At 51.3% G+C, this 19134-nt stretch carries 18 protein-coding genes and 2 tRNA genes; 16 read left to right on the forward strand and 4 right to left on the reverse strand.

The window, feature by feature from the left end; genetic code table 11:
* Window positions 1–48: 48 nt before the first annotated feature.
* From OI69_RS01590 to yjfF, 6 genes are all read left to right on the forward strand, one after another.
* Window positions 49–125, forward strand: a tRNA-Asp gene (locus OI69_RS01590).
* An 8-nt stretch (window positions 126–133) separates the two neighbouring features.
* Window positions 134–209, forward strand: a tRNA-Trp gene (locus tag OI69_RS01595).
* Between the two features lie 438 nt (window positions 210–647).
* Entirely contained in the window at window positions 648–1604 is a 957-nt protein-coding gene (ytfQ, locus tag OI69_RS01600) for a galactofuranose ABC transporter, galactofuranose-binding protein YtfQ (protein WP_039345226.1), read from the forward strand.
* A 187-nt stretch (window positions 1605–1791) separates the two neighbouring features.
* Window positions 1792–3312 (forward strand): galactofuranose ABC transporter, ATP-binding protein YtfR, encoded by a 1521-nt coding sequence (ytfR, locus tag OI69_RS01605; protein ID WP_039345411.1) that lies wholly within the window; start codon window positions 1792–1794, stop codon window positions 3310–3312.
* On the forward strand, window positions 3299–4309 hold the full coding sequence (gene ytfT, locus OI69_RS01610; RefSeq protein ID WP_039345230.1) for a galactofuranose ABC transporter, ATP-binding protein YtfT: 1011 nt from the start codon (window positions 3299–3301) through the stop codon (window positions 4307–4309). The genes ytfR and ytfT overlap by 14 nt, the downstream gene beginning before the upstream one ends.
* Window positions 4309–5271, forward strand: coding sequence for a galactofuranose ABC transporter, permease protein YjfF (gene yjfF, locus OI69_RS01615; RefSeq protein WP_039345232.1), 963 nt, complete (start codon window positions 4309–4311; stop codon window positions 5269–5271). Before ytfT ends, yjfF begins: the two co-directional genes overlap by 1 nt.
* A 22-nt stretch (window positions 5272–5293) precedes the next feature.
* Here yjfF and hdfR read toward each other — a convergent pair whose 3' ends face one another.
* Complete coding sequence (gene hdfR / locus OI69_RS01620; RefSeq protein WP_039345414.1) at window positions 5294–6121, reverse strand: HTH-type transcriptional regulator HdfR; 828 nt, start codon at window positions 6119–6121, stop codon at window positions 5294–5296.
* A 120-nt stretch (window positions 6122–6241) separates the two neighbouring features.
* On the opposite strand from hdfR, the gene OI69_RS01625 reads away from it, so the two are divergent.
* Entirely contained in the window at window positions 6242–6580 is a 339-nt protein-coding gene (locus OI69_RS01625) for a DUF413 domain-containing protein (RefSeq protein ID WP_039345234.1), read from the forward strand.
* Between the two features lie 59 nt (window positions 6581–6639).
* On the opposite strand, the gene OI69_RS01630 is transcribed toward OI69_RS01625, so the two are convergent.
* A complete protein-coding gene (locus OI69_RS01630; protein WP_039345237.1) occupies window positions 6640–8166 on the reverse strand; it encodes a YifB family Mg chelatase-like AAA ATPase in 1527 nt (508 codons plus the stop codon).
* Window positions 8167–8572: 406 nt separating this feature from the next.
* Between OI69_RS01630 and ilvL the strand changes: the two genes are divergently transcribed.
* From ilvL to OI69_RS01670, 9 genes are all read left to right on the forward strand, one after another.
* On the forward strand, window positions 8573–8671 hold the full coding sequence (gene ilvL / locus OI69_RS19000; protein WP_071531109.1) for an ilv operon leader peptide: 99 nt from the start codon (window positions 8573–8575) through the stop codon (window positions 8669–8671).
* A gap of 140 nt (window positions 8672–8811) precedes the next feature.
* The gene (gene ilvG / locus OI69_RS01635; RefSeq protein ID WP_039345240.1) at window positions 8812–10458 is read left to right on the forward strand and encodes an acetolactate synthase 2 catalytic subunit; all 1647 of its coding nucleotides are present in this window, start codon (window positions 8812–8814) and stop codon (window positions 10456–10458) included.
* Window positions 10459–10496: 38 nt separating this feature from the next.
* Window positions 10497–10757: an acetolactate synthase 2 small subunit gene (gene ilvM / locus OI69_RS01640; protein WP_039345242.1), complete on the forward strand. Its 261-nt coding sequence runs from the start codon at window positions 10497–10499 to the stop codon at window positions 10755–10757.
* Between the two features lie 26 nt (window positions 10758–10783).
* Window positions 10784–11710, forward strand: a complete 927-nt coding sequence (locus OI69_RS01645) for a branched-chain amino acid transaminase (RefSeq protein WP_039345244.1) — start codon at window positions 10784–10786, stop codon at window positions 11708–11710.
* 69 nt (window positions 11711–11779) lie between these two features.
* A complete protein-coding gene (gene ilvD, locus OI69_RS01650; protein ID WP_039345246.1) occupies window positions 11780–13630 on the forward strand; it encodes a dihydroxy-acid dehydratase in 1851 nt (616 codons plus the stop codon).
* 5 nt (window positions 13631–13635) lie between these two features.
* On the forward strand, window positions 13636–15180 hold the full coding sequence (gene ilvA, locus OI69_RS01655; protein WP_039345418.1) for a threonine ammonia-lyase, biosynthetic: 1545 nt from the start codon (window positions 13636–13638) through the stop codon (window positions 15178–15180).
* Between the two features lie 147 nt (window positions 15181–15327).
* Entirely contained in the window at window positions 15328–15768 is a 441-nt protein-coding gene (locus OI69_RS01660) for a lysozyme inhibitor LprI family protein (RefSeq protein ID WP_039345248.1), read from the forward strand.
* Window positions 15769–15840: 72 nt separating this feature from the next.
* On the forward strand, window positions 15841–16281 hold the full coding sequence (locus tag OI69_RS01665; RefSeq protein WP_039345251.1) for a lysozyme inhibitor LprI family protein: 441 nt from the start codon (window positions 15841–15843) through the stop codon (window positions 16279–16281).
* A 98-nt stretch (window positions 16282–16379) separates the two neighbouring features.
* The gene (locus tag OI69_RS01670) at window positions 16380–17111 is read left to right on the forward strand and encodes a DUF2461 domain-containing protein (RefSeq protein WP_039345254.1); all 732 of its coding nucleotides are present in this window, start codon (window positions 16380–16382) and stop codon (window positions 17109–17111) included.
* 146 nt (window positions 17112–17257) lie between these two features.
* Here the strand turns inward: OI69_RS01670 and OI69_RS01675 are convergent, their stop codons facing one another.
* Complete coding sequence (locus tag OI69_RS01675; protein ID WP_039345256.1) at window positions 17258–18055, reverse strand: lysozyme inhibitor LprI family protein; 798 nt, start codon at window positions 18053–18055, stop codon at window positions 17258–17260.
* Window positions 18052–18942, reverse strand: coding sequence for an HTH-type transcriptional activator IlvY (gene ilvY, locus OI69_RS01680; protein ID WP_039345421.1), 891 nt, complete (start codon window positions 18940–18942; stop codon window positions 18052–18054). The genes OI69_RS01675 and ilvY overlap by 4 nt, the downstream gene beginning before the upstream one ends.
* Between the last annotated feature and the right edge of the window lie 192 nt (window positions 18943–19134).

Consider the following 19134-nt stretch of genomic DNA (forward strand, 5'->3'; position numbering starts at 1 on the left):
AATTAAGCAGTAAGCCGGAGCAATCTGGTGGTTGTAGAGAAATTCGGTGGAGCGGTAGTTCAGTTGGTTAGAATACCTGCCTGTCACGCAGGGGGTCGCGGGTTCGAGCCCCGTCCGTTCCGCCACCCTATTTAGGGGCGTAGTTCAATTGGTAGAGCACCGGTCTCCAAAACCGGGTGTTGGGAGTTCGAGTCTCTCCGCCCCTGCCAGATAAAACCCTTCACATTATTGTGAAGGGTTTTTTTTGCCTGCTCTTTATGCTCGATCCTGCCTTGTATCCCTTTTCCTGATTTCCTCGTTATCTCACTTCTCTGGATGCCTAATTAACTTAACATATTGTTATTTAACAGATAAAAACCGTTGACGTACTGCTGACAGATCAGGCTGTTTTAGCTGTAAATATGCACAAAATCACCGTAATACCAGGTTGTGAACTTGCTCATCTACCTTGTTCGATATTTGAACTAAAACTACTACAGCCTGAGTGAAGGGTAAATCGCCTTCAGATCGAGCCTTCAGGTTGTATTCACTTGTTAGTGATACCTGACAACATCACATCGATAGCGCTATAGCATGAATCCGTAGCGCTATGCTGTACCTGAAATCTGACTAAGTAGCTGTAAAGACTACACAGAAGGAGTTTACGTATGTACAGACGTTTACTGGTCGCTGTTGCTGTAAGCACGGCATTATGTGGTGCCGTACAGGCAAAACCCTTAACGGTTGGGTTTTCCCAGATTGGTTCAGAATCAGGATGGCGCTCTGCGGAGACCAAGGTATCAAAGCAGGAAGCTGAGAAACGTGGCATAACGTTAAAAATAGCAGATGCTCAACAGAAGCAAGAAAATCAGATTAAGGCTGTACGGTCATTTATCGCGCAGGGTGTGGATGCCATATTTATTGCGCCAGTTGTCGCGACAGGCTGGGCACCTGTCTTACAGGAAGCTAAAGAAGCAAAAATCCCGGTGTTCCTGCTTGATAGAACGATTGAGGTAAGTGATCCCTCGTTGTACACCGCTGCTATTGCCTCTGATAGCGTCTATGAAGGAAAAGTGGCAGGGGAATGGCTTGTGAAAGAGGCCGCCGGAAAACCCTGTAATGTTGTTGAATTACAGGGAACGGTTGGGGCAAGTGTCGCGATAAATCGCAAAAAAGGGTTTGCTGAAGGTATTGCTTCAGATCCGCAGATAAAAATTATTCGTTCACAATCAGGAGACTTTACTCGCAGTAAGGGTAAAGAAGTGATGGAAAGCTTTATTAAAGCCGAACAGAACGGAAAAAATATCTGTGCGGTTTATGCACACAATGATGATATGGCCATAGGTGCCATTCAGGCAATTAAAGAAGCAGGCCTGAAGTCTGGCTCACAAATAAAAGTTGTCTCTATTGATGGTGTCCCTGATATTTTCAAGGCCATGATGAATGGTGAAGCCAACGCCACGGTTGAATTAACGCCTAATATGGCTGGGCCTGCTTTTGATGCTTTATTAGCGATGAAGAAGGACGGAAAACAGCCTGAAAAATTCATTCAAACAGAATCACGTTTATTGTTACCTGATACAGCAAAACAGGAATATGAAGCCAAGAAAGATCTTGGTTATTGATATTCATATTGTGGATGCGTCATTGATATGAATTTTGCCAAAGACCTGGAAGAAATATGAATATGGCAAAGTGGGTTTACTCTGTTTTCTGCCCTTTAGAAAGGGATAGTGAATATTGTCAGCCTACTTACCATAATATTGCTCAGGTGTGACGTAGCCTTGTTGAGTTGTCGCATAGGTGATGCTGATGGAAACGACACGGTTATTAGATATTCGGGGCATGAGCGTAGAGTTTCCGGGTGTGAAAGCATTAGATCAGGTGGACTTCACGCTTAATCGCGGTGAGATAGTGGCTCTATTGGGGGAGAATGGAGCAGGTAAATCAACGCTAATCAAGGCATTGACTGGCGTTTATCATCCCTCATCTGGCGATATTATCCTCGATGGCATGGCGATTAATCCTGTTAATACTGCTCACGCCCAGTCATTGGGTATTGGTACGGTGTATCAGGAGGTCAATCTATTACCTAATTTGTCCGTTGCGGCGAATTTATTTATTGGCCGTGAACCTACTCGCTGGGGCATTGTTGATCAACGTAAAATTCTGCGTCAGGCAGAAGCTCTTTTATTGAATTATGGGCTGGTGATTGATGTCAGCCATCCGCTTGGTAATTATTCCATCGCAATTCAGCAAATTGTTGCTATTGCCAGGGCTGTCGATCTCTCCGCTAACGTGTTGATTCTTGATGAGCCTACTGCCAGTCTTGATGCCAAAGAAGTCGATATGCTGCTGGATATATTACGGAAATTACGCGATCGCGGAATTGGTATGATATTCGTCACACATTTTCTGGATCAGGTTTACCGCATTAGCGACAGAATTACCGTTTTGCGCAACGGACGATTAGTGGGCACATTGCCAGTCGAGGAATTACCGCGTATCGAGTTAGTCCAAATGATGCTGGGGCACAGTTTTGATGAAACGCTATTGAAGCGGAGTGAACATAGTGACGTTACGGGCGACCCCATCGTGCAATTTAAACATTATGGCCGACGGGGTTCGATTAATGACTTCGAACTTTCCGTACGTCCGAGAGAAATTGTTGGTCTTGCTGGCCTACTGGGATCTGGCCGAACAGAAACCGCACAGTTGATATTTGGTATCAACGTGCCTGATGCCGGTGAAGCCTGGGTTGATGGCAAACTAGTCAACATCCGCACGCCGCGTGCAGCAGGAAAGCTGGGTTTTGGCTATTGCCCAGAGGATCGCAAAACTGACGGCATCGTCGGTGCGGCGACGGTACGGGAGAATATCATTCTGGCACTTCAGGCGCAGCGAGGCTGGTTGAAGCCCATATCTTTACGCGAGCAAACCCGTATTGCGGAAACGTTCATCAACCTATTGGGCATTCGTACGCCTAGCGCAGAGCAGGAGATTCAATACCTATCGGGGGGAAATCAGCAAAAGGTATTACTATCGCGTTGGTTAGCAACAGAACCGCGTTTTCTGATTCTGGATGAGCCAACGAGAGGGATCGATGTCGGTGCGCATGCTGAAATCATTCGTCTGATCGAGAAACTGTGTGAACAAGGGATGGCGTTGCTGGTGATCTCTTCTGAACTGGAAGAGCTAATCGGTTATGCCGATCGTATTATTGTGCTGCGTGACAGGCAGCATGTTGCGCATCTCGAACATAGTGAGATCTCAGTTGCCGCGGTGATGCAGGCAATCGCAGTACAACCGGGAGCGGCTGATGACAGACAATAACAGCAAACCTGCTACAAAAGTACGCCTAACGTTCACCAAAGGCGTGCCACAACTGCTGGCGCTGGTCGCTATTCTGTTGATAGACAGTATGGTCGCGCCACACTTTTTTGCCCTCCATATTCAGGATGGGCGTTTGTTCGGTAGTCTTATCGACATCCTTAACCGTGGCGCGCCCGTTGCGTTGCTGGCATTAGGCATGACGCTGGTTATTGCCACGGGTGGTATCGATTTATCGGTTGGTGCGGTCATGGCGATTGCTGGCGCGACGGCCGCAACGCTGACTGCTGCTGGTCATCCACTTCCTTCCGTATTGCTGATCGCGCTAGTGGTTGGCGCACTGTGTGGACTGTGGAATGGTTTTCTGGTTGCAGTGTTACAGATTCAGCCGATTGTGGCGACCTTGATGCTGATGGTTGCCGGACGGGGAATTGCTCAACTGATCACCGAAGGCCAGATTATTACCTTTGATAACGCCGGGCTGGCTACGCTGGGCAGTGGGTCCCTGTTCTATCTGCCGATACCCGTCATTATTACCTGTGTGATGTTGCTGGTTCTGTGGGCGCTGACGCGTAAAACGGCGCTTGGGCTATTTATCGAGTCGGTCGGTATTAATCTGCGCTCAGCTCGCAATGCTGGCGTGAGTACGAAGCGGGTATTAGTTGCGGCTTATGTCATATGCGGCGTGTGTGCTGCCGTAGCGGGCGTTATCGTCACGGCGGATATCCGCGGTGCGGATGCAAATAACGCCGGTCTCTGGCTGGAATTAGACGCGATTCTGGCCGTGGTGATCGGTGGTGGCTCTCTGCTCGGTGGTCGTTTTAACTTACTGCTCTCTGTCGTCGGGGCATTGATTATTCAGAGTATGAATACCGGCATCCTGCTTTCGGGCTATCGGCCGGAATTTAATCTGGTTCTGAAGGCTCTCGTCGTTCTGCTGGTTTTGGTTATGCAATCTCCGCGTATCTCTCTGCATCCGTTCTTCAGGAGGAAAACATAATGTTGAAACGCCACTTCCCCCTGCTGATGACGATTCTGGTATTCATTGCTGGCTATTTATTCTGTCTTAGCCAGTTTCCCGGCTTTGCTTCGACGCGAGTTTTCTTTGATTTACTGACGGATAATGCCTTTCTGGGGATCGTGGCGGTTGGGATGACGTTTGTCATTCTTTCCGGTGGTATCGATCTCTCCGTGGGATCAGTCATTGCGTTTACCGGTGTCCTATTAGCCAAATTGATCGGTACGTACAGCATTGATCCTTTCTTTGCGTTCACTATCGCGCTGGTGATGGGAGCACTGTTTGGTGGGGTAATGGGATGGATTATCGATACGCTCAAATTACCCGCCTTCATTATCACGCTTGCGGGGATGTTCTTTGTCAGAGGGATGAGCTTTATCGTCTCACAAGAGTCGATACCCATCGATCATCCGGTCTATAGCCAACTGGCGGGGTTTGCATGGCGTATGCCTGATGGAGGACGGTTTACCTTTCTGGCACTAGTGATGCTGATTGTGGTGCTGCTGGGAATGGTGATGGCGCATCGTACCCGTTTCGGAAACCGTGTTTATGCCATTGGCGGTAATCGCTATTCTGCGGAACTGATGGGGGTTCCAGTCAGACGGACGACGATTGAAATATACATGCTTTCCAGTACGTTAGCTGTGCTGTCAGGCATTGTTTTTTCGCTCTATACCTCAGCAGGCTATGCTCTGGCGGCAAGTGGTGTGGAGCTGGACGCCATCGCGGCTGTCGTGATTGGCGGTACGCTATTGACTGGTGGTGTTGGAACCGTACTAGGCACCCTGTTTGGCGTACTGATTCAGGGTCTGATTCAAACATACATCACGTTCGACGGCACCTTAAGCTCATGGTGGACAAAAATCGTCATTGGTTTCCTGTTGTTTGCTTTCATTGGGTTACAAAAAGCGTTAAGCACGTTCTGGTTAGCCAGACGTGCTTAAGTTGATTTGTGGGCATAATAGGTCATGGATTAATTAAAATAGGCGTTTTCAGCAACTGGCGAATCATTGTTTGCTGATCGCTGTTTTGCAACCAAACAGCATAAAACGGGCGCACAACGGGCTGGTTGTCGCCGACGATCCGCAGATTGGCATAGGTTTGTAACCAGTGACTGGGTAAAAACGCGCAACCTCCGGTGGTTTCAAGTAACTGGCGTGTCAAATGGGCCGATGTTGTTGTCAAAACGGGAAGCTGATCGCTGGCCAATAGGCGAGTTTCCTGTTGATGAAAGTCTGCCCCCCACTCTAATTTTACATAGGGGAGTTCCTGTCCGGGGGGATGCGTTTCTGCCGCAAACAGCGAAAGGGAGAAATTCCCCAGTAGCTGGCTCGCCAATTCTTCCATTTTGGGTTGCTCGGTTGTTATCAAAAGATCTAATTGACGCTCATGGAGCTGTTTTACCAGTGAATGGCGTAGGGCAACCCGCGCTTCTAGCTGGAGCAACGGACGCTGCTGGTACAGTGATTGTAGCCAGGGGGTCAGGTAAGCCTCCCATAATGACGCGGTTGCCCCTACCGAAAGCAGGCTGTGCTGTTGCGAACGAGCGACCTCTTTTTTGGCGATTTGCCATGTACCAATGAGGCTTTCCGCATAGGGAAGAAGGCGTTCACCTGCGGGTGTCAGGCGTATGTTGTTTCGATGGCGTGTGAACAGGTTGGCTCCAAGCTGTGTCTCTAACTGACGAATTCGAAAACTCACTGCGGATTGCGTCAGATACAGGGATTCGGCGGCACGACCAAAGTGTCTTGTTCGGCTGACTTCCAGAAAGGTTTTTAGTAATTCGGTATCCACGCCCATCTCCAAAAAAATTTTGTCGTAATGATTTAAATGTTTTGTTTTACACATTGTCAAGCCTATCTAATACTCCGCGCCATAAACAACACGACCATAGAAGAATTAGGAGCGTGTAAGATGGCAGAAAGCTTCTCTACCACTCATCGTTTTTTTGATAACAAGTTCTACCCGCGTGGTTTTTCCCGACATGGCGACTTTACGATTAAAGAAGCACAACTGTTGGAACGCCATGGTTACGCGTTTAACGAGCTGGATTTGGGTAAGCGTGAGCCAGTGACGGCGGAAGAGACATTATTTGTCGCAATGTGTCGCGGCGAACGTAAAGCGGAAACGGAACTGGAAAAAATCTGGTCCAAATATTTGGATCGTATTCGTCGTCCTAAACGTTTCCATACGCTGTCTGGTGGTAAACCGCAGATGGACGCGGTGGAAGAATACACGGAAAGCGATGATTAACTAAGAATGGGGCGTTAGCGCCCCATTTACTTTTGTGGCGAGCAAATAGAGTGTTCCCGCTATTCAAGGCTTTTGTGGAGCTTGATCAGCAATCGATCCATTGAGCGATAGCTTAAGGCTTCGGCAAGATGTTTTCTCTCAATGTTGTCCCGATCGCCGAGGTCTGCGATCGTCCGTGCGACTTTCAATATCCGATGCCAGGCGCGTACGGATAAGCCAAGTTTGTTCATCACGTCTTCCAGATAAGCCGCATCGGCCGCCTCTAATACGCAGTGTTTTTCTATTTCACGCGGCGTCAGCAGGGCGTTGATTTTATTGGCTCGCTTCAACTGTATCTGCCGTGCAATCAGCACACGCTCGCGAATGGTTACACTGCTTTCCCCCTGATAATGCTGCTGAGATAACACCCCTGGCGGCAGCAACGGCACTTCGATTGAAAGGTCAAAGCGATCTAAAAAGGGACCCGAAAGTTTGCTGAGATAACGCAGTATTTGTTGTGCTGGTAATCGGTTATGCACGCCTTGATAATGGCCTGACGGGCTGGGGTTCATGGCGGCGACGAGCTGCACGCGTGCCGGGTAGCATACTTTGGCGCGGGTGCGGGAAATGATGATTTCACCGGATTCCAGAGGCTCTCGCAGTGAGTCCAGAACGCGTCGCTCAAACTCCGGTAATTCGTCCAGAAACAGCACGCCGTTGTGGGCGAGTGAGATTTCTCCGGGCTTGGGCAGCGACCCACCGCCAACGAGTGCAGCCATGGACGAACTGTGGTGAGGTGCTCTGAATGGTCTGGCTCGCCAGTGCGTCATGGTGGCATCAATGTTGATTAAACTATTGATGGCGGCGCTTTCTAAGGCTTCCTCATCGCTTAATGGCGGCATCAGATTGCCTAATCGGCTAGCCAGCATGGTTTTCCCCGTACCTGGAGGCCCCAGCAATAGCAGGTTGTGACCGCCCGCCGCCGCGATTTCCAGCGCGCGTTTTGCTTGCTCCTGACCGATGATATCCTTCAGGTCGAGCGCATCTTCTTCTGCCTGCGGAGCCGGTGTGATGTCGGAGCAACTGAGCAGGTCTTCTTCCCCGCTGAGAAAAGCACAAACTTCCAACAAATGCCCGGCCATCAGTGCTTCACCCTGTGGTATTAGTGTCATCTCTCGTTTATTGTCATCGGGCAGGATAAGTTGGCGGCCTGATTTTATCGCTTCCAGTGCGGCTGGGATCGCGCCATTCACGCCACGGAGTGTGCCAGACAAGCCGAGTTCACCAAGAAACTCGTAACGGCTGAGCTTTTCACTGTCGATTTGCTCTGAGGCGGCGAGAATCGCCAAGGCAATAGGCAGGTCATAGCGTCCCCCTTCTTTGGGCAGATCTGCGGGAGCAAGATTGACCGTAATGCGCTTGGCGGGGAAGGTAAACCCGCAGTTGATGAGTGCGCTACGTACACGATCGCGTGCTTCCTTAACGGTGGTTTCTGGTAAACCAACCAGCGTTAAGGCCGGTAGCCCACTGCTAATATGCACTTCGATGTAAACGTCCGGCGCTTGTACACCAATCATTGCCCGAGTATAGGTAACTGCCAATGACATGCTATTTCCCCTTTGCTAAGGGTTTGCATCATGTCGTGTCAGAAGGAGGAAGTAGAGCCTGTCGTCGTCAGTCTGCGCGGCGGCGTCATAAAATAATTGTCTGTTTCAGTAAGGGATAAAATTTGTGCGTGATGTGTCGCAATGATTTAGGACGAATTGCTCGCTTAATGTTACCCGATGATTGACGGCGCATGTTTCTGGTGCTGTATTTTCGTATGTGGCACCCATTTTTACGCCAATGAACAAAAATAATTTGTTGCGTTTTTACCCCATGATTACGTTATATTTTTCCCCTATCATAGGGAATGCTTACGGGGAGTAGTGAAAAAAAATTGTTGTCATACCTTGTCTGACTGTGATAACTCTGTAGGCATTCGTTCGACAGAAAATTAATGAACAACCTATTATGAAAGCCCTATCCCTGGTGATTAGCCTAGTCGTGATTAGCGTGGTGGTGATTATTATCCCACCGTGCGGGGCTGCACTTGGACGAAGAATGGCTTAAAAATCAAGGCCTAATTCAAGAAAACCCCCGCACCGAAAGGTCGGGGGTTTTTTGTTGGGCATAATCTATAACGGAAAGGAACAGAAAATGAACATCAGCATGAAATTCTGTTATTACCATAATATGTCGGAGAAATAACTATGAATGGAGCGCAGTGGGTGGTACAAGCGTTGCGAGCGCAAGGAGTGGAAACCGTTTTTGGGTATCCGGGAGGCGCGATAATGCCCGTCTATGATGCACTGTATGACGGCGGCGTTAAACACCTGCTGTGTCGCCATGAGCAAGGCGCGGTGATGGCGGCGATTGGCTATGCTCGCTCCACGGGTAATGTGGGCGTCTGCATTGCGACGTCTGGCCCAGGTGCAACGAACCTGATCACCGGTCTTGCCGATGCGCTGTTGGATTCTGTACCTGTGGTGGCGATCACCGGGCAGGTGGGGTCGGCGCTGATTGGTACTGATGCTTTTCAGGAAATCGACGTGCTGGGGCTGTCGCTGGCCTGTACGAAACACAGTTTTCTGGTTGAGTCTCTCGAATCGCTGCCGGACGTGATGGCAGAAGCATTCGCGATTGCCAATAGCGGTCGCCCCGGCCCCGTTCTGGTCGATATTCCTAAAGATATTCAACTGGCTATGGGCGATTTTACGCCGAATTTTTCGCCTGTTGCTAACGATGCCGATTTCCCCGCTCAAGATATGACGCAGGCGTATGCCCTATTGGCGCAAGCAAAAAAACCGGTGTTGTACGTTGGCGGTGGGGTCGGTATGGCGAATGCGGTTCCGGCGCTGCGTGAATTCTTGAAGGTGACGGGTATCCCTTCTGTGTCGACGTTGAAAGGTTTAGGTGCTGTGGATGCCAATCATCCCTATTACCTCGGTATGATTGGTATGCACGGCACAAAGGCGGCGAACCTGATTGTGCAAGAGTGCGATCTGTTAATCGCCGTCGGAGCACGTTTTGATGACCGCGTGACGGGCAAGCTGAACGCCTTTGCGCCTCACGCCAGCGTGATTCATATGGATATCGACCCGGCGGAACTGAGCAAATTGCGTCATGCGAATGTGGCATTGCAAGGCGATCTGAATGAGATGCTGCCTGCACTGCAACAGCCGCTGAATGTTGACGCATGGCGTCAGCAGGCTGCCATGATGAAGGCGGAATATCCGTGGCGTTATGATCATCCCGGTCAGGCGATTTATGCCCCCGCGTTGCTGAAGGCGATTTCTGAGCGGATGGATGCCGATACCGTGGTGACGACCGATGTGGGCCAACACCAAATGTGGGCTGCACAGCATATGACGTTCAGCCGCCCGGAGAATTTCATCACCTCCAGCGGCCTCGGCACAATGGGCTTCGGTGTACCCGCTGCGGTAGGCGCACAGGTGGCGCGCCCGGACGACATGGTTATCTGCATTTCGGGTGATGGCTCTTTCATGATGAATGTTCAGGAATTGGGCACCATCAAACGAAAACGGCTGCCGTTGAAGATCGTGTTGCTGGATAACCAACGGTTAGGCATGGTACGTCAGTGGCAACAATTATTTTTTGATGAACGCTATAGTGAAACCGACCTCTCCGATAACCCCGATTTCCTGACGCTGGCAAGCGCATTTGATATCCCCGGCCAGCGCATCACCCGTAAAGATCAAATTGATACCGCGCTGGATGCCCTGTTTAACAGCGAAGGCCCCTACTTACTGCATGTATCGATTGATGAGTACGAAAACGTCTGGCCGCTGGTTCCGCCGGGTGCGGGTAACGAAACGATGCTCGACAAAACCCAATAATGGCCGACCTACACAGAATAAGTGCTGGAGACAACAGAATGACACATCATCAACTTTCGATTCAGGCGCGCTTTCGTCCCGAGGTTCTGGAGCGTGTATTGCGTGTTACCCGCCATCGCGGTTTCAAAGTTTGTGCCATGAATATGGTACAAACCATCAATAGCGATCACATTAATATTGAACTGACCGTTGCCAGCCATCGTTCAGTGGATTTATTGTCAACGCAATTAAGCAAGCTGTTGGATATCGCCCGTGTTGACATCCAACCTATGACGACATCACAGCAGATCAGCGCCTAACGCATAAGAAGAGTAAGGAAAAAAGAATGACAAAAAAAGCGGATTACATTTGGTTCAATGGCGAGATGGTTCCATGGGCTGAAGCCAAAGTCCATGTGATGTCGCACGCCTTGCATTATGGCACCTCCGTGTTTGAGGGGGTTCGTTGCTATAATTCACACAAAGGCCCGGTGGTTTTTCGTCACCGTGAACACATGCAGCGTCTCCATGATTCGGCAAAAATTTACCGTATGCCGGTCGAGCAAAGCGTGGATGAGCTGATGGAGGCCTGCCGTGAAACGCTGCGTAAAAACAACCTGACCAGCGCCTATATCCGCCCGCTGGTGTTTATTGGCGATGTCGGTATGGGGGTGAATCCACCAGACGGTTATAAAACCGACGTAATCATCGCCGCGTTCCCGTGGGGCGCGTATTTGGGTGAAGAAGCGCTGGAAGCAGGCATTGATGCCATGGTGTCGTCCTGGAATCGTGTGGCGGCGAATACCATTCCAACGGCGGCGAAAGCGGGCGGTAACTATCTGTCCTCCTTGCTGGTGGGCAGCGAAGCCCGCCGTCACGGCTATCAGGAAGGGATCGCGCTGGATGTCCATGGCTACGTATCTGAAGGCGCCGGTGAGAACCTGTTTGAAGTGAAGGACGGAATTATCTTCACGCCGCCGTTCACCTCTTCTGCCCTGCCGGGTATTACGCGTGACGCCATCATCAAGCTGGCGAAAGATGCAGGCTATGAAGTCCGTGAGCAGGTGCTGTCCCGCGAGTCACTGTATCTGGCGGATGAAGTGTTCATGTCCGGCACCGCAGCGGAAATTACGCCGGTGCGTAGCGTAGACGGTATTCAGGTCGGCATTGGCAAACGCGGCCCGGTCACCAAAGCCTTGCAGCAGGCGTTCTTTGGCCTCTTCACGGGTGAAACCGACGATAAATGGGGCTGGTTGGATCCGGTAAATCATTAATTAATCAAGACTTTCAGGCGGTGACACGTTCCGTCATCGCCACATTCGTAATTTTTGGAGTAATAGAGCATGCCTAAGTATCGTTCAGCCACTACCACGCACGGCCGTAATATGGCCGGTGCCCGAGCCCTGTGGCGCGCAACGGGAATGACCGACAATGATTTTGGTAAACCCATTATCGCGGTGGTCAACTCTTTCACCCAATTCGTGCCCGGCCATGTGCACTTGCGCGATCTGGGTAAACTGGTTGCCGAGCAGATCGAAGCCTCTGGCGGTGTGGCGAAAGAATTCAACACCATTGCGGTGGACGACGGTATCGCGATGGGGCACGGCGGTATGCTCTATTCTCTGCCTTCCCGTGAACTGATCGCCGACTCGGTGGAGTACATGGTCAATGCCCACTGCGCAGATGCGATGGTGTGTATTTCCAACTGTGACAAAATCACCCCAGGGATGCTGATGGCGTCGCTGCGTTTGAATATTCCGGTGATTTTCGTCTCCGGTGGCCCGATGGAAGCGGGGAAAACCAAATTATCCGATCAGATCATCAAGCTGGATCTGGTGGATGCGATGATTCAGGGCGCGGATCCGAAGGTGTCCGATCAACAGAGTGAGCAAGTGGAACGCTCTGCCTGCCCGACCTGTGGTTCCTGCTCCGGTATGTTTACCGCCAACTCGATGAACTGTCTGACCGAAGCATTGGGTCTGTCTCAGCCGGGTAACGGCTCGCTGCTGGCGACACACGCCGACCGTAAACAACTGTTCCTGAACGCAGGGAAACGCATTGTGGGTTTGGCGAAGCGTTACTACGAACAGGATGATGAGAGAGTACTGCCGCGCAACATCGCCAATAAATCCGCCTTTGAAAACGCCATGATTCTGGATATCGCGATGGGCGGTTCGACCAATACCGTTTTGCACCTGCTGGCAGCGGCGCAGGAAGGGGAAGTGGATTTCACCATGACCGACATCGACAGATTGTCACGTCAGGTTCCGCATCTGTGTAAGGTGGCGCCAAGTACGCAAAAATATCACATGGAAGACGTACACCGCGCAGGCGGCGTGATCGGCATTTTGGGCGAGTTGGATAGAGCTGGCCTGCTGAACCGTGAAGTGAGCAATGTGCTGGGCAAAACGCTACCGGAAACGCTGGAAGCCTATGACGTGATGTTGACGCAGGATGAAAGCGTGAAAAGCATGTATTCCGCGGGGCCAGCGGGTATCCGTACCACGCAGGCGTTCTCGCAGGATTGCCGCTGGGATTCGCTGGATACCGATCGTCAGGAAGGGTGCATCCGTTCGCGCGAATTCGCCTACAGTCAGGACGGTGGTCTGGCCGTGTTGTACGGCAATCTGGCCGAGAATGGCTGTATCGTGAAAACCGCAGGCGTGGATGAAGGCAGTCTGGTCTTCCGTGGTCCGGCGAAAGTGTATGAAAGCCAGGATGATGCGGTAGAGGCGATTCTCGGCGGTAAAGTGGTGGCAGGCGATGTCGTGGTGATTCGCTACGAAGGGCCGAAAGGCGGGCCGGGTATGCAGGAAATGCTGTATCCGACTACCTACCTGAAATCGATGGGATTGGGTAAGAGCTGTGCGTTGATCACCGACGGACGCTTCTCTGGCGGCACCTCCGGCCTGTCTATCGGCCATGCCTCTCCTGAAGCGGCCAGCGGCGGCACTATTGCGCTGGTACAAGACGGTGACACTATCGCGATTGATATTCCCAACCGCAGTATTGCGCTGGTGGTCGATGACAATGAATTAGCGAGCCGTCGTGCAGCCGAAGAAGCGCGTGGCGAGCACGCCTGGACGCCGCACAACCGTGAACGTCAGGTTTCTTTTGCGCTGCGTGCCTACGCGAGTCTGGCAACCAGCGCGGATAAAGGTGCAGTGCGGGATAAAAGCAAGCTGGGAGGCTAATGCTGATGGCTGTGTCACAACCTCTTCCTGCCGCGCCGGGAGGCGCGGAGTACCTGCGGGCGATCTTGCGCTCGCCGGTGTATGAAGTCACGCAGGTCACACCGCTGGAGAAGATGGATAAACTCTCCTCGCGGTTAGGTAATGTCATTCTGGTAAAACGTGAAGACAGGCACCCGGTGCACAGCTTCAAGCTGCGTGGCGCGTACGCGATGATGGCGGGTCTGAGCGATGAGCAAAAGTCACACGGTGTGGTAACGGCGTCTGCTGGTAACCACGCGCAGGGGGTCGCGCTTTCTTCCAGCAAGCTGGGGATTAAATCACTGATTGTGATGCCGGTAGCGACGGCAGACATCAAGGTGGATGCGGTACGCGGTTTTGGCGGCGAGGTTTTGCTATACGGCGCTAACTTTGATGAAGCGAAGGCCAAAGCGATTGAGCTGTCACAGCAGCAACACATGACCTTTCTGCCCCCGTTCGATCATCCGGCAGTGATTGCGGGTCAAGGTACGTTGGCGTTGGAATTGCTACAGCAGGATGCCCATCTGGATCGTGTGTTTGTGCCCGTTGGTGGCGGTGGTCTGGCAGCGGGTGTCGCTGTGCTGATCAAGCAACTGATGCCACAGATTCAGGTCATCGGCGTGGAAGCGGCGGATTCCGCTTGCCTGCGTGCAGCGCTGGATGCGGGTCATCCTGTCGATTTGCCGCGTGTCGGGCTGTTTGCTGAAGGCGTCGCGGTAAAACGTATCGGTGATGAAACCTTCCGCCTGTGTCAGGAATATCTGGATGATGTGATTACCGTCGATAGTGACGCCATCTGTGCGGCAGTGAAAGATCTGTTCGAAGATGTGCGTGCGATTGCTGAACCGTCTGGCGCGCTGGCGCTGGCGGGGATGAAAAAGTACATCCAACAGCACCAGATTCAGGGTGAGCGCTTGGCGCACATTCTTTCCGGTGCGAACGTGAACTTCCACGGCCTGCGGTATGTGTCTGAACGTTGTGAACTGGGTGAGCAGCGTGAAGCGCTGCTGGCGGTAACGATCCCTGAGCAACAGGGCAGCTTCCTGAAGTTTTGCCAACTGCTGGGCGGCCGCTCAGTGACCGAGTTTAACTATCGCTACGCGGATGCCAAAGATGCCTGCATTTTTGTCGGCGTACGCCTGACGCGCGGCTATGCGGAACGGCAGGAGATCATCGCCGAGCTTGCCGCTGACGGTTATGAAGTGGTGGACCTGTCCGATGATGAAATGGCGAAGCTGCATGTGCGCTACATGGTCGGCGGGCGCCCCTCCAAGCCACTACAGGAAAGGCTTTATAGCTTTGAGTTCCCCGAGTCGCCGGGCGCGTTACTGAAATTCCTGCATACGCTGGGCACGCACTGGAATATTTCGCTGTTCCATTACCGTAGCCACGGTACGGACTTTGGCCGCGTGCTGGCTGCGTTCGAGCTGGAAGCTGGCGATCGAGAATTCGAACAGCACTTACAGGCGCTGGGCTATGAATGCCACGACGAAACCCATAATCCGGCGTTCCGCTTCTTTTTAGCGGGTTAAGCGCTGAGTTTTCCCCCCACGCCGCCGATGGTGTTTCACTGTCGGCGGCGTTATCTTTAATGCCATCTGACAGCCGCAGGGATGGTATTTCTTTATGGCAATGCAGTTCACCGGTTTTTCTCAAGCGTGTTATTTAAGGATGAAAAAATGAAAAGTATCTATTTATGTCTGTTGATGCTATTTGCTGTGAACGGAATATCTCCTGCGTTTGCTGAGATTTACTGGAGCAAGCTGGATTCGATGGAAAAAGTGCTATGTAAAGATATTATGAAAGGTGAGAGCTATCACGAAGTGGATATTTGTATTGACCGAATGCTTACCGATTCGACAGAAAAACTAGAGCAAAAAAATAAAGAAACAATAAATTTTCTCTCCAAACTTATAACTATGGAGGATGAGGAAGATGCTGTTAAGCTTTTCAAAGCAGATCAAGCTGCGTGGGAAAACTATGTTACTCATCGTTGTGCGTATAAGGGATTTGACTACGAAAAAGATAGCCCCATTTATTTTGCTGGTAAAAGCCTTTGTGAGGCGGTAGAAAATTACAGACGGATAGAGTCGCTAGACGGTGAACTCAATATACTTTAATTACTCATCTTTTATATAAACGTGTAACGCTGTCGATGATATTTTTTAGGCGAATAATTTAAGGATGAAGAAATGAAAAATATCTATTTATTTTTATTTATGCTATTGACTGTGAACGGTATATCTCCTGCATTTGGTGAGATTTACTGGAGCAAGCTGGGTATAATGAAAAAAACGTTATGTAAAGATCTGATGAAAGGTGAGAGCTATCATGAAGTGGATATTTGTATTGAACGGATGCTTTCTGATTCAGCGGAAAAATTAGAACAGAAAAATAAGGAAGCCATCAAATTCCTCTCTACACTGAAGGCTTTTGATGGTGAGGAGGAAGCAGTGCAGCTTTTTAAGAAAGATCAAGCCGCGTGGAAAAATTATGTTGTCCATCGTTGTGCATATAAGGTACACCCGTATGAGAAAGATAGCCCTATTTATTTCTCAGGTAAAAGCCTCTGCGAGGCGGTAGAAAACTACAGACGGATCGAGTCGTTGGATGGTGAGCTAAATATCCCTTAATGCTCATCCTTTGAATAGGTGTGTCACGCCGATGGTGTTTCACTGTCGGCGGCGTTATCTTTAATGCCATCTGACAGCAACAGGGATGGTATTTCTCTATGGCAACACCGTTCAGCGGTTTTTCTCAAGCGGGTTTAACGTTTCTTCAGCAGGTGCGACAGCACAACGATAAAGCGTGGTTTGACGAGCATCGCGCGGTTTACGACGAGCAACTGGTTGCGCCGTTCCGCATGCTGGTGGATGAACTCAGTCTGACGATGTTGCAGATTGACGACCATTTTGAAACGCGTCCTGCCATCGGTAAAACACTTTCCCGTATTCACCGTGATACGCGCTTTTCTCACGATAAATCACGCTATCGCAGCCAGATGTGGCTCACTTTCAAACGTACTCGCAAAGACTGGACGGACGCGCCAGTGTATTTCTTTGAAATCACACCGGATACCTGGCGCTACGGGCTGGGTTATTACAGCGCGACGCGCAACACGATGGATCTGTTCCGTCAGACGCTGCGCGGGAATCCGTCGCAGTTTCTTGAGATGGCGAGTTGTCTGGGAAATACCTTCACGCTGGAAGGGGACAGCTATAAACGCCCGCTGATTAAAGATCAGAAGCCGGAACTGGCTGACTGGTATAACCGTAAATCGTTTGCCGCGATATGTACCCGGCAGGATATGGACGCGCTGTTTTCCGGCGATCTGGTGACGGTTCTGTCACAGGGGTTTACCCAGCTTGAACCGCTCTATCATTACCTGATGAACGTCGAAACCATGAAGAAGGCCGCGCAGGAAACGGAGCACGATACGCGTAATGCTGTTCACTTTGAGTGAATTTAGGGGGAAACACGGTGATGAGGTTCCCGCAGGGATACCTCGCACCGTGGTCGTCCCCGGTATCTCGATCTTTAAACGATCGGCGTTAGTACGAGACGCGGAGCTTTTCGGCGGATAGAGGGTTCGAACGCCAGAGATAGGCGTCATGGCGTTTTCTGCTGTTCCTGTGGGGCGTTATCGCGCTCCAGCAAAGTGTTAAACAGGTAACCTTCTTCCTGATTGCTGCCGAAGGTGGCGATTTGCAGATGATCGTCGTCAATGCAGGTGAGCAGTATTTTCACCTGCTGACCGAAGCTGCTTTCGCCTTTGCCGATCGCCTGTACATCGCTCATCTGACGGGCGGTGAAGGAAGTATCATCCAGTTTGTTACCGTAGCGGAATGCAATGGATGCGCTGCCGTCAATCTTGCCGCGTTGGTCATTCATCGTCAGGCTGACGGCATGGTAGGGGGCTTTCTGATCGTATATTTCCCGAAAATACTCACCCAGATCGCGGTACTCCTCGGCTGAAAGCCCCGACATCACATACTCATAGCTGAACGAACCGTGGAAGCAGGAGGTTTTCTTCACGGGGGTAATCGGGGATGGCAACGCGTGCTGCGCGATGTCATTCAGATAACGCAGCCGATTGAGCTGCTGCTGGTAACGCTGGCGCAGGCAGTCTTCGTCTGTGCATTGGTCACGCGTGGTCAGCCAGCTACGCTGAAACTGGTTGAGCGTTTTTTCCCACGGCGCGCTGTTGGTGTAGGTTGTCAGGAACGCGCGGGAGGTCTTCCATGCCTGCGCTAACTCTTCATCGAGCTGTTCGAGCAACGGGCTGGCGCAAATCTGCTTTTCCTGCGCCGAGGCAGCTTTTTCGCAGGGGAAACTGGCGGCGTGCGTGTTGTCGCTGAGGGAAACCAGCGCCGCGCTGGCGATGAGGGTCGTGAACGCTATCTTCATGGTGTGTCCTGTAATATGTCCCAAAAGGCGGCGATCAGCGGTTCGCTAAGCCGTTTTTTCTGTACGCAAACGCCCAGTTCAAGCGGTTCCATCGCGTGTTCGACAAAAACAGACACACGGTTGCGCACTGGTTCCGGGCTATTCTCCAGCACGATGTTTGGAATCAGCGCGATGCCGCAGCCCAGCGCGACCATCGACACCATCGCTTCATGCCCGGAAATGGTGGCGTAAATTTGTGGGTTGGTGATGTGGTTACGTCGGAACCACAGATCGATACGCTTACGCACCGGCCCGTGTTCCGGCAAAATGAAAGGAATCTGCGACCAGTCGGGATCCGTTTGCCGCACCAGCGACTGTACAGGACAGGGAAGCGCGGGGATGATCAACGCCAGCGGCAGCTTATCGAGCGGCATGAAATCCACGCTGACAGGCAGCGCTTCCGGGCGTCCTGCAATGCCTAAATCCCCGTCGTTCGACTGAATTTTCTCAACGGCATCGGCGGCATCGCCGGTCATCAGCTTGATTTCTACCAGCGGGTGTAACGCCCGAAAGCGATCCAAAATCGGCGGCAGGTGGCTATAGGCGGCGGTGACGGAGCAAAAAATGCGTAGCTCGCCGCTTAATGACGGCCCGTGCTGGTCTATCGTATGGCGTAACTGCTGGTATTGCAGCAGCGTTTGCTGAGCGAACAGTTTCAGGTGCTCGCCAGCATCGGTGAGCTGAACGGTACGGTTGTCGCGCAGGAATAGCGTCTGCCCTAAATCCTCTTCCAGCCGCTGAATTTGTCGCGACAGCGTGGATGGGCTGATGTGCATCGCTTTGGCGGTACGACCAAAGTGTCGACTTTCCGCCAGATGCAGGAATAATTTGAGATCACGTAAATCCATGCGACGCAGGCCTCGTTTTTTATCTTGCCGCCGTTTTTTATCTTGCAACCGCTTTTTATCTTGCAAATAGTGCAATATGACGTTGCTAATATATCAATTTCAGCAACGCAATTCCTGTCATATGATGGGGGCATAGTGAATTCCCCTGTGGTGGGAATCCTTTCTCGAATAACAGATAAACAAAACCGTATA

It is taken from the genome of Pectobacterium fontis, assembly GCF_000803215.1.
Taxonomy (GTDB): Bacteria; Pseudomonadota; Gammaproteobacteria; order Enterobacterales; family Enterobacteriaceae; genus Pectobacterium; species Pectobacterium fontis.